Source organism: Pseudenterobacter timonensis (assembly GCF_900021175.1).
Taxonomy (GTDB): Bacteria; Pseudomonadota; Gammaproteobacteria; order Enterobacterales; family Enterobacteriaceae; genus Enterobacter; species Enterobacter timonensis.
In genome coordinates, this window is record NZ_FCOP01000012.1 from 136,050 (window position 1) to 151,504 (window position 15,455).

The following is a 15,455-nucleotide window of genomic DNA, read 5'->3' on the forward strand; positions in this document are numbered from 1 at the left end:
GCGAGAAGGGAGCTCCATCTCATCACAATTGCTAAAATGTTGAAGAAATGCGCATTTGAACAATAAAAGTGATAATCCTTACCGCTTTCACAAGTTAATTTAATGTTAAATAGTTGTTTTGTTATGGCGCTATATCATGTTTTTCCCGCTCCGCCTGAGCGATATCTCGGCCCCCGGGCTAAATTTAAGGGAATTATCCCTGTCAGAGTGGGCAAAGGCTGAATTTTACGGGATAAAGCCATAAATAGTTTTTACTGGCGGTAGATCACAGGCGCTATTTTCAGTAGGTTATAGAAAGTTTGTTACCGATTATTTTTTTCCGCGATCAATATTGCCGCCGGTCAGAGGTCGGGCCAGGCAGCGCGCGGATCCATGTCGACAGACCATCATCAAGAACCGATGGAAGGGAAAGAGTATGCGTATTGGAATACCTCAAGAACGGTTAGCCAATGAAACCCGCATCGCCGCCACGCCGAAAACGGTGGAGCAGCTGCTGAAGCTGGGTTTTACCGTCGCGGTTGAGCGCGGCGCGGGCAAACTGGCAAGCTTCGATGACGAGGCCTTTATAGCTGCAGGCGCGCAGGTGGTGGATAGCGCGGAGGTCTGGCAGTCACCGATCATTCTGAAAGTGAACGCGCCGGATGAGCAGGAGATTGAGAAGCTGAACCCGGGCACGACGCTGGTGAGCTTTATCTGGCCGGCACAGAATCCGGCGCTGCTGGAAAAACTGGCGGCGCGTAACGTGACAGTAATGGCGATGGACTCCGTGCCGCGTATCTCCCGCGCTCAGTCGCTGGATGCGCTCAGCTCCATGGCGAACATTGCCGGCTACCGCGCCATTGTGGAAGCCGCTCACGAGTTTGGTCGCTTCTTTACCGGGCAGATCACCGCCGCGGGCAAAGTGCCGCCGGCGAAAGTGATGGTCATAGGCGCGGGCGTGGCGGGCCTGGCGGCTATCGGGGCGGCCAATAGCCTGGGGGCGATCGTGCGGGCGTTTGATACCCGCCCGGAGGTGAAAGAGCAGGTGCAGAGCATGGGCGCCGAGTTCCTGGAGCTCGACTTCAAAGAAGAGGCGGGCAGCGGGGATGGCTATGCGAAGGTAATGTCAGAAGCCTTTATTAAGGCGGAGATGGCTCTGTTTGCCGCACAGGCGAAAGAGGTGGACATTATCGTCACCACTGCGCTGATCCCGGGTAAACCGGCACCGACGCTCATCACGCGTGAAATGGTGGACAGCATGCAGCCCGGCAGCGTCATTGTCGACCTGGCGGCGCAGAACGGCGGCAACTGTGAATACACCGTGGCCAATGAAGTGGTCACCACCGCCAACGGCGTGAAGGTGATTGGTTATACCGATCTGCCGGGGCGTCTGCCGACTCAGTCCTCCCAGCTCTACGGTACTAACCTTGTTAACCTGATGAAGCTGCTCTGCAAAGAGAAAGATGGCAACGTCACTATTGATTTTGAAGATGTAGTGGTGCGTGGCGTTACGGTCATTCGTGATGGTGAGATCACCTGGCCTGCGCCACCGATTCAGGTTTCTGCCCAGCCGCAACAGGCAGCGCCGAAGGCAGCAGAACCCCCGCCGGTGGCCGAGCCCGCCTCGCCGTGGCGCAAATATGCGCTGATGGCGCTGGCGATTATCCTCTTTGGCTGGCTGGCGGATGTGGCGCCCAAAGAGTTCCTTGGCCACTTCACCGTCTTTGCGCTCTCCTGCGTGGTGGGTTACTACGTGGTGTGGAACGTCTCGCACGCCCTGCATACGCCGCTGATGTCGGTAACTAACGCCATCTCCGGGATCATTGTGGTGGGGGCGTTGTTGCAGATTGGTCATGGCGGCTGGATAAGCTTCCTGAGCTTTATCGCCGTGCTGATCGCCAGCATCAATATTTTTGGTGGTTTCACCGTCACTCAGCGCATGCTGAAAATGTTTCGTAAGGGATAAGGGGTAACAACATGTCTGGAGGATTAGTTACAGCTGCATACATTGTTGCCGCGATCCTGTTTATTTTCAGCCTGGCGGGGCTCTCAAAACATGAAACCTCCCAGAAGGGGAATAACTTCGGTATCGCCGGGATGGCGATTGCGCTGATTGCGACCATCTTCGGGCCGGATACCGGCAACGTGGCGTGGATCCTGGTGGCGATGATCATCGGCGGGGCGATTGGTATTCGCCTGGCGAAGCGCGTGGAAATGACCGAGATGCCGGAGCTGGTGGCGATTCTGCACAGCTTTGTCGGCCTGGCGGCGGTGCTGGTTGGTTTTAACAGCTATCTCTACCACGAACCGGGGATGGAGCCGATTCTGGTTAACATCCATCTGACCGAAGTGTTCCTCGGTATCTTTATCGGGGCGGTCACCTTTACCGGTTCAATTGTGGCCTTTGGCAAACTGCGCGGCAAAATCTCCTCGAAGCCGCTGATGCTGCCCAACCGCCACAAGATGAACCTTGCGGCGCTGGTGGTCTCCTTCCTGCTGCTGCTGGTCTTTGTGCGTACCGAGAGCGTCGGTCTGCAGGTCTTTGCGCTGCTGATTATGACCCTTATCGCGCTGGCGTTTGGCTGGCACCTGGTGGCCTCTATCGGCGGGGCGGATATGCCGGTGGTGGTCTCGATGCTCAACTCCTATTCCGGCTGGGCGGCGGCGGCGGCGGGCTTTATGCTCAGCAACGACCTGCTGATCGTTACCGGTGCGCTGGTGGGCTCGTCGGGGGCAATTCTCTCCTACATCATGTGTAAGGCGATGAACAGGTCCTTTATCAGCGTCATCGCGGGTGGCTTCGGTACCGACGGCTCGTCCTCTGGCGGCGACGAAGAGGTGGGCGAGCACCGCGAAATTACCGCAGAAGAGACGGCAGAGATGCTGAAAAACTCCCATTCGGTGATCATTACCCCGGGCTACGGCATGGCGGTCGCCCAGGCGCAGTATCCGGTAGCGGAGATCACCGAGAAGCTGCGCGCGCGCGGTATCAAGGTACGCTTTGGCATCCATCCGGTTGCCGGACGTCTGCCGGGCCATATGAATGTGCTGTTAGCCGAGGCGAAAGTGCCTTATGACATCGTGCTGGAGATGGATGAGATCAACGATGATTTCGCCGATACCGATACCGTGCTGGTTATCGGCGCCAACGACACCGTCAACCCGGCGGCGCAGGACGATCCGAAGAGCCCTATTGCCGGTATGCCGGTGCTGGAAGTCTGGAAGGCGCAGAACGTTATCGTCTTTAAGCGCTCCATGAATACCGGCTACGCCGGAGTGCAAAACCCGCTCTTCTTTAAGGAGAACACCCAGATGCTGTTTGGCGACGCCAAAGCCAGCGTGGATGCGATCCTGAAGGCGCTGTAAACCGCGCTGCCGCTTATCTAACCGCCCGACAGGGCGGTTTTTCTTAATTCCGCCGTCTGCTCATTCCTTCTGTCTATACTTTTAATTTTGCGTAGCGCGAGGAGGAATAATGCAATTTTTGTCACGTTTCAACATCATAGAACTGGCCATGACGCCACAGTTCTGGGTGGGGGTCGCCACCGTCATTATCTTGACGTTTCTGGTTTATTGGCTGCTCAACCGTCTGGTGGGGTTTGCCAAGAAAGGGATCGCTACCTGGGGGGATAAACATCCCACTACTAACAGGATGCGGTTTATCCTGACCGATATCCTCAACCGTACCAGCCGGTTCCTCCTTTTTGTGGTCGCTTTTCTCTTCAGCCTGCGTTTCGTCGATCTGCCGGACAGGCTTTACGGCACGCTGAGCCACGCGTGGTTCCTGGTGCTGGCGATACAGGTGGCCCTGTGGTTCGATCAGGGTGTCGTCTCGTGGCTTCGCCATGTAATGCGTGCGCCGGGCAGCCATAAAAATCCCGTTACGCTGGTCATTACCGGCCTGATCCTGCGCGCTATCGTCTGGTCGGTGATGTTGCTTTCGATTCTCGCCAACGCCGGGGTAAATATCACCGCGCTGGTGGCGAGTCTGGGGGTAGGGGGTATCGCCATCGCGCTGGCGGTGCAGACTATCCTCAGCGACGTTTTCGCCTCGTTGTCCATCGGCTTTGACAAGCCTTTTGAAATTGGCGACTTCGTGGTCTTTAACGATGTGGCGGGTACGGTGGAACACATTGGCCTGAAAACCACCCGTATTCGCAGCCTGAGCGGGGAGCAGATCGTCTGCGGTAACGCCATCCTCCTGCAGCAGACGCTGCATAACTACAAGCGGATGCAGACGCGACGTATCGTCTTTACCTTTGGCGTCGCCACCAATACCCCCGCAGAGAAGCTGCGCCTCATCGGCGGGATGGTGAAGCAGATTATCACCGATGTCGGTGAGACGAACTTCGATCGCGCCCACTTCCTCGGCTTTGACACCGACCGCCTGACCTTTGAAGTGGTGCATATTGTCAATACCGCCGACTACAACAAATACATGGATATTCAGCAGGAGATCAATATTCGCATTCTGGAAGGGCTACGTGAACAGGATGTGGAACTGGCGCTGCCGAGCATGGTGCTCCATGCGCCGTGGATGAAAAAAGGAGAACGTCCGCAGCCGCAGCCACAGCCGGTAACGGAAAGCTAAAAAAAAGCCCGCCATCAGGCGGGCTTTAGCTTGCGTACGGTTAGTCGTCCTCGTCGTCATCCAGCTCGACTGGCGTCTGGTACTCATCGGGCTTGATGACCAGCAGGTCGCAGCGCAGGTGATCGATCACCTGTTCGGCGGTATTGCCGAGGAAGGCGGCAGAGATACCGGTGCGGCCAATGGTGCCCAGCACCACAATCCCCGCCTGAAGATGCTCGGAGAGATCCGGGATAACCTCTTCTGGCAACCCTTTCTCGACGTGTGTCATTTTCTCGTCAATGCCGAATTTCTGGCGCAGCGCCTTCATCGCCAGCAGATGCTGACCGCGAATAGCGTCGTTATAGACGCTTGGATCAAATTCAGGCAGTTCGATAGCGATGTTGATAGGGGTAACCGGGTAGGCGCCCACCAGATGAACTTCGGTATGGTTGACCTGATCGGCCAGATGCAGGGTCTCCTTCACCAGTTTTTCGTTCAGAGAATTATGATAATCCTCTTCGCTGGCCAGGTTTACGGCCACCAGCGCCTTGCCTCCCTCCGGCCACGGCTGATCTTTCACCATCCAGACCGGGCAAGGGCATTTACGCAGCAGGTGCCAGTCGGTAGGGGTGAAAATTACCGCTTCCAGCTTGTCATGCTGGTGCGCCATCTTCAGCAGCAGATCGTGACCCCCGCTGACCACTTCCTGAATAATGGCTTCAAAAGGACGGTTATGCCACACCACTTTAATATCAATGGGGACACCGGCTTCGAGATAATATTTTGCCTGCTCGCGGATCCACGCGGTACGCTGGCTGATCACTCCCTGACGCATTGCGGTGCGTTCGTCAGGCGACAGAAGGGTGGTCATTTCGTATGAGAAGTCATAAATCGGCAAAAATGCTTTGATTTTGCCACCAATCCGTTGATGTAAATATACAGCTCGCCGCAAGGCCGGTTGATCGTCCTGGTTAGGATCGATGGCGACCAGCATATTGTGATAATTTGCCATACAGTTCTCCTTACAACTGCACCTCAGTCTGTAATAAAGAGAGTAACCTATATATGGTGAATGAAACAGGGGAGAAGTTTTTGCCAGATCAATAAATCAAAAAATTTATCGATCCGGCAGGGGGAGAGAAATCAGGCGACGTTACGGGTATGTCCGGCGAGGATTGCCAGCGCATCGCTATTTTCGATAGTGATGTACTTCCCTTTAACCGCCAGCATGCCGCTTTTCTGGAAACGGCCCAGCAGACGGCTGATGGTTTCCACGGTCAGGCCCAGATAGTTGCCAATATCGCCGCGCGTCATGGTGAGGCGGAACTCACGCGGCGAGAAGCCGCGCTGGGCAAAACGGCGGGAGAGGTTATAGATAAAGGCCGCCAGGCGCTCTTCCGCATTCTTTTTGGAGAGCAGCAGGATCATATCCTGATCGCCTTTGATTTCGCCGCTCATCAGGCGCATCATCTGCTGGCGCAGGTTGGGCATTTTCCCTGACAGATCGTCGAGCGTTTCGAAAGGAATTTCGCACACCATCGAGGTTTCCAGCGCCTGCGCAAAGCTCGGGTGATGGCCGGTACCGATGGCGTCAAAGCCCACCAGATCGCCTGCCAGGTGGAAACCGGTGATCTGCTCGTCGCCCTGTTCGGTAATGGTGTAGCTCTTGATCGTGCCAGAGCGGATAGCATAGAGCGATTTCAGTTCGTCTCCCGCTTTGAACAGCGTCTGCCCTTTCTGAATAGGCTTCTTGCGCTCGATAATATTATCAAGCTGATCGAGTTCATGCTCATTCAGGGTAAACGGGATACAGAGCTGGCTGATGCTGCAATCCTGGCAATGGATAGCACAACCGCCAGACTGAATGCGTCGTATAATTCGCTTTTCCGGGATCATAAGTCTGCTCAAGCCTTAATTGATATTGGTCAATTTTAACATCTTTTTAGTGCGGGCGTAAGCCTGGCAGACTATCAATGCAAGCGCTGTGGAATAGTATGCGCCCATCTTCTTGAAATTCCACAGGTTCACTGGGGGATTGCCCTCCCGGATGCGAAAAATTCCGCACTAAATGCCTGGTTTTTTACAGCAATAAATAGCCTTCATGGCGCAACAGCCACTCTTTGCGCTGGACGCCGCCGGCGTAGCCGGTCATGGTGCCGTTACGTCCGATCACGCGATGGCAAGGCACCACTATGCTGACCGGGTTAGAGCCGTTAGCGGCGCCTACGGCTCTGGCGGCACCGGCCCGGCCAAGCTGCTCTGCAAGCTGGCCGTAATGCATCACCTGGCCGCAGGGAATGGTGCGAAGGGTTTTCCACACCTCACGCTGGAAAGGGGTACCGCCGGTTTCGGTGGGAAGATCGTCGATAATGCTCAGCTCCCCTTCAAAATAGGCGGTGAGTTTATCGCACAGGCCGCCGGGGTTGACGGCGTTCACCCGCTCATAGCCTTCGGCGCGATAGTGGATATGGAGTAACTCCTCCATGCGGGCGCTGTGCTCCTGCCACTCTACCGCCCGCAGGCGATAGCGCTCATCGCAAATTACCCACAGCGGTCCAAGCGGAGTGGGGATGAGTTCCTGTAATAACGTTAACATGCGATCTTCCCTCGGTATGTTGAGGGTAAATCATCGCTATATTGAATAGCGGAAGCAAGTCTCGCGGCGCAAATTCCGGAGTACGCCTTTTGGATGATATAAAATAATGAAAATCGCGGCGCAATATTTATCCGGTCACAAAGGGATGGGCGATTAAATTTTCGGCGAGAATCATCATTATCTATTTTGCATTACAGAAAGGTTAAATCAGGCGCGTAAGAGAGAGGTTAAATAAAAAATTAGAGCCTGCCGACATCGGACAGGCTCTACAGTCCACACAGCAGTGCATCCCTTCGCATTCCCACGTCTTTTCTCCGGGTCGCAGGTTTATCCATTTATAACAGCTTTTAATTAAAAATAAAGCGCAAGGGGTGATTGATTTCACGATTTTTTAACTTACATTTCCTTTTCCGCTCTGTTCATATTTAGTTTAATAAGCCCAACGATTTTTTATTAGCCCTGTCATTCTTTTCATAATGTAATTATTACGCCCCTGACCGGTACGTTTTCTACATCCGACACCGTGCCATTGAGGCGGTCGTCGCGCGCAGGTATAGTACTGCTTCAGTTGCAGACGGAGGATTGCCATGAACCCTGACGACAAATCGCTCTTTCTTGACGCCATGGAAGATGTCCAGCCCCTGAAACGTTGCACGGATATACACTGGCAGCCAAACCGCAATCAGCGCGCCAGACGGACGATCGATATCGCGCAGCTCGACAACTTTTTAACGACCGGCTTTCTGGATGTGCTGCCGCTTGCTGAGCCGCTCTTTTTCCAGCGCACGGGCGTGCAGCGGGGAGTGATTGAGAAGCTTCGCAGCGGTAAGTACCCCCGGCAGGCCAGCCTCAACCTGCTGCGCCAGCCTGTAGAACAGTGCCGACAAATGCTGTTTTCTTTTATTAAGCAGGCGCAGAAAGAGGGCATGCGAAACCTGATTATTATTCATGGCAAAGGACGTGAGGCACAGTCGCACCCTAACATCGTGCGCAGTTATCTGGCGCGCTGGTTAACCGAGTTTGAAGAAGTGCAGGCGTTTTGCGCCGCTCTCCCGCACCACGGCGGCAGCGGGGCGTGTTACGTTGCGCTGCGTAAATCAAACGAGGCCCGTCTGGAGAACTGGGAGCGGCACGCCAGGCGCAGCCGTTAATCCTTTCACTTTTCACCTGGCGGGCCATACGCGCCCGCGCTAAACAAATGCTTGTCGGGTGTAGCAACTAGATAACCCATTTGGTCTAAAATTCGTGTAGTATGTGCGCCCACGGATCGTCATGGGCGCCATACGCGTTGCCCTGCTGTGTATCATGAAAGAGATATCTGTCAGTGAGGGAGTCTTTTAAAGGCTCGCTCGCTGTTTTTGCAAGTCTATAAGACGCCTGTGAAGGCGACACCTGAAGGAAGCTCAATGAGCGAGAAATTACAGAAAGTGCTGGCCCGTGCTGGCCACGGTTCACGCCGTGAAATCGAATCCATCATCGAAGCGGGCCGCGTCAGCGTCGACGGTAAAGTGGCGAAGCTTGGCGATCGCGTCGAGATCGTTCCGGGACTGAAAATCCGTCTCGACGGCCATCTTATCTCGGTAAAAGAGTCCGCCGAGCAGATCTGCCGCGTGCTGGCTTACTATAAACCAGAAGGCGAGCTCTGCACCCGCAACGACCCTGAAGGCCGCCCGACGGTGTTTGACCGTCTGCCTAAACTGCGCGGCGCGCGCTGGATCGCGGTAGGGCGTCTCGACGTCAATACCTGCGGCCTGCTGCTCTTTACCACCGACGGTGAACTGGCAAACCGCCTGATGCACCCCAGCCGTGAAGTGGAGCGCGAATATGCTGTGCGCGTGTTCGGCCAGGTGGATGAGAATAAGCTGCGTGAACTGTCGCGCGGCGTGCAGCTGGAAGATGGCCCGGCGGCGTTCAAGACCATCAAATTTACCGGCGGCGAGGGGATTAACCAGTGGTATAACGTCACCCTGACAGAGGGTCGTAACCGTGAGGTGCGCCGTCTGTGGGAAGCGGTGGGGGTACAGGTCAGCCGCCTGATCCGCGTTCGCTACGGCGATATTCTGCTGCCGAAAGGTCTGCCGCGTGGTGGCTATACGGAGCTGGACCTGACCCAGACTAACTACCTGCGCGAGCTGGTGGGCCTGAAGCCGGAAACCAGTTCGAAAGTGGCGGTGGAAAAAGATCGTCGCCGGATGAAGGCGAATCAGATCCGCCGGGCGGTAAAACGTCACAGCCAGGTGAACAGCGCCCGACGCTCCTCTGGCCGCAACAATAACGGCTAATATAGAACCCGGCTCAGGCCGGGTTTTTTCTTAATAGTCGATCCCCGCCTGCGCCTTGATACCGGCATCAAACGCATGCTTCACCGGACGAAGCTCGCTTACCGTATCGGCATAGTCGAGCAGTTCCCGGTGGCAGCCCCGTCCGGTAATGATCACCGTCTGGTGCACAGGGCGGTTTTTCAGGGCGTGTAATACCTCTTCAAGCGGCAGATAGTCGTAGGCCACCATATAAGTAATCTCATCGAGCAGCACCATGTTGAGCGTCGGGTCGGCGAGCATACGTTTCGCATGTTCCCAGGCCGCAAGGCAGGCGGCAGTATCACTCTCACGGTTCTGCGTATCCCAGGTGAAGCCGGTCGCCATCACCTGAAACTCGACGCCGTGCGGCTCCAGCAGGTTACGCTCGCCGTTGGGCCACTCCCCTTTGATAAACTGCACCACACCGACGCGCTGTCCATGTCCCACCGCGCGGGTTGCCGTGCCAAACGCGGCGGTGGTTTTGCCCTTGCCATTGCCGGTAAAGACGATGACGATGCCGCGCTCGTCCTGCGCGGCGGCTACCCGGGCATCCACCTGTTCCTTAAGACGCTGCTGACGCTGCTGATGGCGGTCGCTCATTGTGCAATTCCCGCTTTACGGCCCGGCTGGGCATCAAAGGTCATACCGGTTTTCCGGCGGCTGTCATCGCCCATCAGCCACAGATAGAGGGGCATAATGTCGGCGGGGGTTTTGAGCTTCTGCGGATCTTCCGTCGGGAAGGCGCTGGCGCGCATTTTGGTGCGCGTACCGCCGGGGTTGATACAGTTAACCCTCAGACGGCCCTGATACTCCTCCGCCAGGACCTGCATCATCCCTTCGGTGGCAAACTTCGAGGCGGCATAAGCGCCCCAGTTTGCCCGGCCTTGACGTCCCACGCTGGAAGAGGTGAAGATCAGCGAGCCCGAATCCGATTGCAGTAATAAAGGAAGCAATGCCTGGGTGAGGAAGAACGTACCGTTGATATTGACCTGCATTACCTGCTGCCAGATGGCCGGGTCTTGTTCCGCCATCGGGCGGACTTCGCCGAGCAGGCCGGCATTATGCAGCACTCCGTCAAGGCGGGGATAGTGCGTGGCGATACGCTGGGCCAGCTCCGTGCAGGAGGTGGGGGTGCAGGTCAGCAGATCCAGCGTGTACCAGCGGGCAGGCGCGCCGCCGCTGGCTTCAATCTCTTGCGCAACGTCGCGCAGCTTCTCTTCGTTGCGCCCCAGCAGAATGAGGTTTGCCCCATAGCGGGCATAGGTTAATGCGGCTTCGCGGCCTATACCGTCGCTGGCGCCGGTGACCAGAATAATGCGTTGCTGTAGTAAATTTTTTTGCGGTTGATAGTGCACGGTGACTCCTTCGGCGCAGAAATTAAGGTGGCGCCTGATGCTTACGCTTTTGGCTTTATGCACGAAACAGCGTCCGATTTCAATCGGCCTGCAGGAGAGAGCGCTTCGCAATTAACAATTTGCAACGATTTCAACCGAAAAAGAGAGCCTGGACGCGGCTCGCAACGGGATCCGCCCGGAGGAGACGCCTGAGAGCCGCTGTTGTACACTGGGCAGGAAATGTTGGGACCAGTTAAGGTGAAATGCGTGGAATTACTTTCTGAATATGGTTTGTTTTTGGCCAAGATCGCGACGGTGGTAATCGCCATCGCGGCGGTTGCTGTCCTGATTGTTAACCTGAGCCAGCGCAAGCGTCAGCGCGGGGAACTACGGCTTACGCGCCTGAGCGAGCAGTATCAGGAGATGCAGGAGACGATGGCGGTCTCTTTGCTCGACGCGCATCAACAGAAGCTCTGGCACAAAGCGGAGAAGAAAAAGCGTAAGCAGGAGGCCAAAGCGGCTAAAGCGAAGGCCCGGGAATCGCATCAGGGAGCCGGTAAGCCCCGCGCCTGGGTGCTCGATTTTAAAGGCAGTATGGATGCCCATGAGGTGGCCTCCCTGCGCGAAGAGGTTACGGCTGTCCTGGCGGTGGCGAAACCGCAGGATCAGGTTGTGGTGCGTCTTGAGAGCCCCGGCGGGGTGGTGCACGGCTACGGTCTGGCCGCCTCTCAGCTACAACGCCTGCGGGAGAAGCAGATCCCCCTGACGGTGGCGGTCGACAAGGTCGCGGCGAGCGGCGGCTATATGATGGCCTGCGTGGCGGATAAGATTGTCGCCGCGCCGTTCTCCATTATCGGCTCCATCGGCGTGGTTGCTCAGATCCCCAACTTTAACCGCTTCCTGAAGAACCGGGAGATCGATATTGAGCTGCATACCGCCGGCCAGTACAAACGAACCCTGACGTTGCTGGGGGAAAATACCGACGAAGGGCGGCAAAAATTCCGCGAAGATCTTAATGAGACTCACCATCTCTTTAAGGATTTTGTTAAACGCATGCGTCCCGGCCTGAACGTGGAAGAGGTCGCCACAGGCGAGCACTGGTACGGCGCCCAGGCGCTGGAGAAAGGGCTGGTGGATAAGATCGGCACCAGCGACGATCTGCTGCTGGAGCTGATGAAAGAGTATGAGCTGGTAGGGGTGCGGTTCGCGCAGCGTAAAAAGCTGCTCGATCGTTTCACCGGCAGCGCCGCAGAGAGCGCCGATCGGCTACTGATGCGCTGGCTGCAGCGTGGACAGAAACCGCTGCTCTGACAGACAAAAACGCGAGGCGTTTGCCTCGCGTCCGACCGCCGCGCCACAAGGACGCGGCTCTGCATCATGGATTCATTAATCCACCAGGTGATACTTCTCAGAAAGCGTATGGGCCAGGTATTTAAACATATTAAATACCGCTGTGCTTTTGGGCGTCGGCAGGCCCTGCTCATCTAAAAAGTACTCCCCGCTAAATACCAGCACGCCGTTGCGCTGTTCCACACCGGTCGCTTCGATTCCCGCCAGCGTATCTTCATGTTCACGAATGAGCTTGTTCGCTTCAATGAGTAATGTTTCGCGGTCGATTGGTTGAGTATTTTGCTGCATATTTCCACTCCTTTACTGGTGATATTAGTCTACGCCTGAAGGGATTACCGGGCAAATTTTCCCGAACTTTTGAGGGGATAGCGGATCGGGGCGGGGCTGGCGTGAATGGCTTTTGCATGCTAATAAAGTTGCTTAACGAATTTTATCAGGTAGAGTGTGCGCTTTCGTCATTCTGGTAACAGAATTGCTTGACATTCGACCGAAAACACGGCGCATTGTGGTTCTGAAGTCACAAAATGCCCTAAAATTCAACCAACTGGGTGAATTGTTCTGACCCCGGAGCAGTAAAGAGGGTTGATATCCCCTGGCGGCGTCGCAATATAGTGGGCACATCGCCGGTGGAACGGAAATCAACGTGCGGCGTATTCCTGGAAGAATCAAATTAGGTAAAGGTGAACATGGGTAAAGCTCTCGTTATCGTTGAGTCCCCGGCAAAAGCCAAAACGATCAATAAGTATCTGGGTAGTGACTACGTGGTTAAGTCCAGCGTCGGTCATATCCGCGATTTGCCGACCAGTGGCTCAGCCAGTAAAAAGAGCGCAGACTCTACCTCCACCAAAGGGGCTAAAAAGCCTAAAAAGGATGAACGTAGTGCGCTCGTTAACCGCATGGGTGTTGACCCGTGGCATAACTGGCAGGCCCAGTACGAAGTGCTGCCTGGCAAAGAGAAAGTCGTTAACGAACTGAAACAGCTTGCTGAAAAAGCCGATCATATCTATCTCGCAACCGACCTTGACCGCGAAGGGGAGGCCATTGCATGGCACCTGCGGGAGATCATCGGCGGCGACGATAAACGCTATAGCCGCGTTGTGTTTAACGAAATCACCAAAAATGCGATTCGTCAGGCTTTTGAAAAGCCGGGCGAACTGAATATCGACCGTGTTAACGCCCAGCAGGCGCGCCGTTTTATGGACCGCGTGGTGGGATACATGGTTTCGCCGTTGCTGTGGAAAAAAATCGCCCGCGGCCTCTCGGCGGGGCGCGTGCAGTCCGTCGCCGTACGCCTGGTGGTAGAGCGCGAGCGCGAAATCAAAGCCTTCGTGCCGGAAGAGTTCTGGGAAATTAATGCCAGCGTCACCACGCCGGGCGGCGATGCCCTGCCGTTACAGGTAACTCACCAGCACGATAAACCGTTCCGCCCGGAAAACCGCGATCTCACCATGGCTGCCGTTGCGCTGCTGGAGAAAGCGCGCTACGAGGTTGTTGAGCGCGAGGACAAACCCACCAGCAGCAAGCCGGGCGCGCCGTTTATTACCTCGACGCTCCAGCAGGCCGCCAGCACCCGTCTGGGCTTTGGCGTGAAGAAAACCATGATGATGGCGCAGCGTCTTTATGAGGCGGGCTACATTACCTACATGCGTACCGACTCCACCAACCTGAGTCAGGACGCCATCAATATGGTGCGGGAGTACATCGGCGGCAACTACGGTAAGAAATATCTCCCGGAGAGCGCCAATCAGTACGCCAGCAAAGAAAACTCCCAGGAAGCGCACGAGGCTATTCGTCCTTCCGATGTCTCGGTGCTGGCGGAAACGCTGAAAGATATGGAAGCGGATGCGCAAAAGCTTTATCAGCTGATCTGGCGTCAGTTCGTCGCCTGTCAGATGACGCCGGCGCAGTACGACTCCACGACACTGACCGTAGCCGCGGGTGACTTCCGCCTGAAGGCGCGCGGACGTATCCTGCGCTTCGACGGCTGGACCAAAGTTATGCCGGCGCTGCGCAAAGGGGATGAAGATCGGACCCTGCCTGCGGTCAACAAAGGCGACATGCTGTCGCTGACGGAACTGACCCCGGCCCAGCACTTTACCAAGCCGCCCGCGCGCTTTAGCGAAGCCTCGCTGGTTAAAGAGCTGGAAAAACGCGGCATTGGCCGCCCGTCCACCTATGCCTCAATCATCTCGACCATTCAGGATCGTGGCTACGTGCGGGTGGAAAACCGCCGTTTTTACGCGGAAAAAATGGGTGAAATCGTCACCGATCGTCTGGAAGAGAACTTCCGCGAACTGATGAACTACGATTTTACCGCGCAGATGGAGGACAGCCTCGATCAGGTGGCTAACCATCAGGCCGAATGGAAAAACGTGCTCGACAGCTTCTTTAGCGACTTTACCCACCAGCTGGAAAAAGCGGAAAAAGATCCTGAAGAGGGCGGGATGTTGCCTAACCAGATGGTACTGACCAGCATCGACTGCCCAACCTGTGGCCGTAAGATGGGGATCCGTACCGCGACCACGGGCGTATTCCTCGGTTGCTCTGGTTATGCGCTGTCGCCGAAAGAGCGTTGCAAAACCACCATCAACCTCGTGCCGGAGAACGAAGTTCTCAACGTGCTGGAAGGTGATGATGCGGAAACCAACGCACTGCGCGCCAAACGCCGCTGTAAGAAATGCGGCACGGCGATGGACAGCTATCTGATCGATCCAAAACGCAAACTGCACGTTTGCGGCAATAACCCGACCTGTGACGGCTATGAGATCGAAGAAGGTGAGTTCCGCATTAAGGGCTATGACGGTCCAATCGTTGAGTGTGAGAAATGTGGTTCCGAAATGCACCTGAAAATGGGACGCTTCGGTAAGTACATGGCCTGCACCAACGAAGAGTGTAAGAACACCCGTAAGATCCTGCGTAACGGTGAAGTTGCGCCGCCGAAGGAAGATCCGGTTCCGCTTCCTGAGCTGCCGTGCGAGAAGTCAGACGCGTATTTCGTGCTGCGTGACGGCGCTGCCGGAGTATTCCTGGCGGCCAACACCTTCCCGAAATCGCGCGAAACGCGTGCGCCGCGAGTTGAAGAGCTACATCGCTTTCGCGACCGGCTGCCGGAAAAGCTCCGCTATCTGGCCGATGCGCCGCAGCAGGATCCTGAAGGCAACAAAACCGTGGTTCGCTTTAGCCGCAAAACAAAGCAGCAGTATGTGGCTGCTGAGAAAGAGGGTAAAGCGACCGGCTGGTCAGCTTTCTTTGTCGACGGCAAATGGGTCGAAGGCAAAAAATAGTCCAGTTTATCGCAACTTAACGCTTAAGGGCCGACATGTCGG

At 55.8% G+C, this 15,455-nt stretch carries 13 protein-coding genes; 7 read left to right on the top strand and 6 right to left on the bottom strand.

The genetic code is table 11. The features are described from left to right. The first annotated feature begins 415 nt into the window (after positions 1-415). From pntA to BN3796_RS14075, 3 genes are all read left to right on the top strand, one after another. On the top strand, positions 416-1,945 hold the full coding sequence (pntA, locus tag BN3796_RS14065; protein ID WP_061708987.1) for a Re/Si-specific NAD(P)(+) transhydrogenase subunit alpha: 1,530 nt from the start codon (positions 416-418) through the stop codon (positions 1,943-1,945). Between the two features lie 11 nt (positions 1,946-1,956). Next, positions 1,957-3,345, top strand: a complete 1,389-nt coding sequence (gene pntB, locus BN3796_RS14070) for a Re/Si-specific NAD(P)(+) transhydrogenase subunit beta (RefSeq protein WP_061708988.1) — start codon at positions 1,957-1,959, stop codon at positions 3,343-3,345. A gap of 109 nt (positions 3,346-3,454) precedes the next feature. Next, positions 3,455-4,570 (top strand): mechanosensitive ion channel family protein, encoded by a 1,116-nt coding sequence (locus BN3796_RS14075; protein WP_061708989.1) that lies wholly within the window; start codon positions 3,455-3,457, stop codon positions 4,568-4,570. A gap of 40 nt (positions 4,571-4,610) precedes the next feature. Here the strand turns inward: BN3796_RS14075 and uspE are convergent, their stop codons facing one another. The 3 genes from uspE to ogt all read right to left on the bottom strand — a co-directional run bounded on the left by uspE (position 4,611) and on the right by ogt (position 7,145). After that, a complete protein-coding gene (uspE, locus tag BN3796_RS14080) occupies positions 4,611-5,561 on the bottom strand; it encodes a universal stress protein UspE (protein ID WP_061708990.1) in 951 nt (316 codons plus the stop codon). A 131-nt stretch (positions 5,562-5,692) separates the two neighbouring features. After that, entirely contained in the window at positions 5,693-6,445 is a 753-nt protein-coding gene (fnr, locus tag BN3796_RS14085; RefSeq protein WP_061708991.1) for a fumarate/nitrate reduction transcriptional regulator Fnr, read from the bottom strand. 184 nt (positions 6,446-6,629) lie between these two features. Then, entirely contained in the window at positions 6,630-7,145 is a 516-nt protein-coding gene (ogt, locus tag BN3796_RS14090; RefSeq protein WP_061708992.1) for a methylated-DNA--[protein]-cysteine S-methyltransferase, read from the bottom strand. A gap of 587 nt (positions 7,146-7,732) precedes the next feature. On the opposite strand from ogt, the gene smrA reads away from it, so the two are divergent. Continuing rightward, the gene (smrA, locus tag BN3796_RS14095) at positions 7,733-8,296 is read left to right on the top strand and encodes a DNA endonuclease SmrA (protein WP_061708993.1); all 564 of its coding nucleotides are present in this window, start codon (positions 7,733-7,735) and stop codon (positions 8,294-8,296) included. A 255-nt stretch (positions 8,297-8,551) separates the two neighbouring features. Continuing rightward, positions 8,552-9,427, top strand: coding sequence for a 23S rRNA pseudouridine(2605) synthase RluB (gene rluB / locus BN3796_RS14100; protein ID WP_061708994.1), 876 nt, complete (start codon positions 8,552-8,554; stop codon positions 9,425-9,427). 30 nt (positions 9,428-9,457) lie between these two features. Here rluB and cobO read toward each other — a convergent pair whose 3' ends face one another. Next, on the bottom strand, positions 9,458-10,045 hold the full coding sequence (gene cobO / locus BN3796_RS14105) for a cob(I)yrinic acid a,c-diamide adenosyltransferase (protein WP_061708995.1): 588 nt from the start codon (positions 10,043-10,045) through the stop codon (positions 9,458-9,460). Then, positions 10,042-10,800, bottom strand: coding sequence for a YciK family oxidoreductase (locus tag BN3796_RS14110; RefSeq protein ID WP_061708996.1), 759 nt, complete (start codon positions 10,798-10,800; stop codon positions 10,042-10,044). Before BN3796_RS14110 ends, cobO begins: the two co-directional genes overlap by 4 nt. Before the next feature lie 246 nt (positions 10,801-11,046). Here BN3796_RS14110 and sohB point away from each other — a divergent pair, with 246 nt between their 5' ends. Then, on the top strand, positions 11,047-12,090 hold the full coding sequence (gene sohB, locus BN3796_RS14115) for a protease SohB (RefSeq protein WP_073885245.1): 1,044 nt from the start codon (positions 11,047-11,049) through the stop codon (positions 12,088-12,090). 75 nt (positions 12,091-12,165) lie between these two features. On the opposite strand, the gene BN3796_RS14120 is transcribed toward sohB, so the two are convergent. Next, positions 12,166-12,417, bottom strand: a complete 252-nt coding sequence (locus BN3796_RS14120; RefSeq protein WP_061708998.1) for a YciN family protein — start codon at positions 12,415-12,417, stop codon at positions 12,166-12,168. Positions 12,418-12,815: 398 nt separating this feature from the next. Between BN3796_RS14120 and topA the strand changes: the two genes are divergently transcribed. Beyond that, positions 12,816-15,413 (top strand): type I DNA topoisomerase, encoded by a 2,598-nt coding sequence (topA, locus tag BN3796_RS14125; RefSeq protein WP_061708999.1) that lies wholly within the window; start codon positions 12,816-12,818, stop codon positions 15,411-15,413. Positions 15,414-15,455 lie beyond the last annotated feature (42 nt).

Bases quoted from the DNA above. Each gene is read 5' to 3' on its own strand.
- rluB (WP_061708994.1), top strand. From the start codon at position 8,552: ATGAGCGAGAAATTACAGAAAGTGCTGGCCCGTGCTGGCCACGGTTCA.
- smrA (WP_061708993.1), top strand. From the start codon at position 7,733: ATGAACCCTGACGACAAATCGCTCTTTCTTGACGCCATGGAAGATGTC.
- pntB (WP_061708988.1), top strand. From the start codon at position 1,957: ATGTCTGGAGGATTAGTTACAGCTGCATACATTGTTGCCGCGATCCTG.
- topA (WP_061708999.1), top strand. From the start codon at position 12,816: ATGGGTAAAGCTCTCGTTATCGTTGAGTCCCCGGCAAAAGCCAAAACG.
- BN3796_RS14120 (WP_061708998.1), bottom strand. From the start codon at position 12,417: ATGCAGCAAAATACTCAACCAATCGACCGCGAAACATTACTCATTGAA.
- BN3796_RS14075 (WP_061708989.1), top strand. From the start codon at position 3,455: ATGCAATTTTTGTCACGTTTCAACATCATAGAACTGGCCATGACGCCA.
- ogt (WP_061708992.1), bottom strand. From the start codon at position 7,145: ATGTTAACGTTATTACAGGAACTCATCCCCACTCCGCTTGGACCGCTG.
- pntA (WP_061708987.1), top strand. From the start codon at position 416: ATGCGTATTGGAATACCTCAAGAACGGTTAGCCAATGAAACCCGCATC.
- uspE (WP_061708990.1), bottom strand. From the start codon at position 5,561: ATGGCAAATTATCACAATATGCTGGTCGCCATCGATCCTAACCAGGAC.
- fnr (WP_061708991.1), bottom strand. From the start codon at position 6,445: ATGATCCCGGAAAAGCGAATTATACGACGCATTCAGTCTGGCGGTTGT.
- cobO (WP_061708995.1), bottom strand. From the start codon at position 10,045: ATGAGCGACCGCCATCAGCAGCGTCAGCAGCGTCTTAAGGAACAGGTG.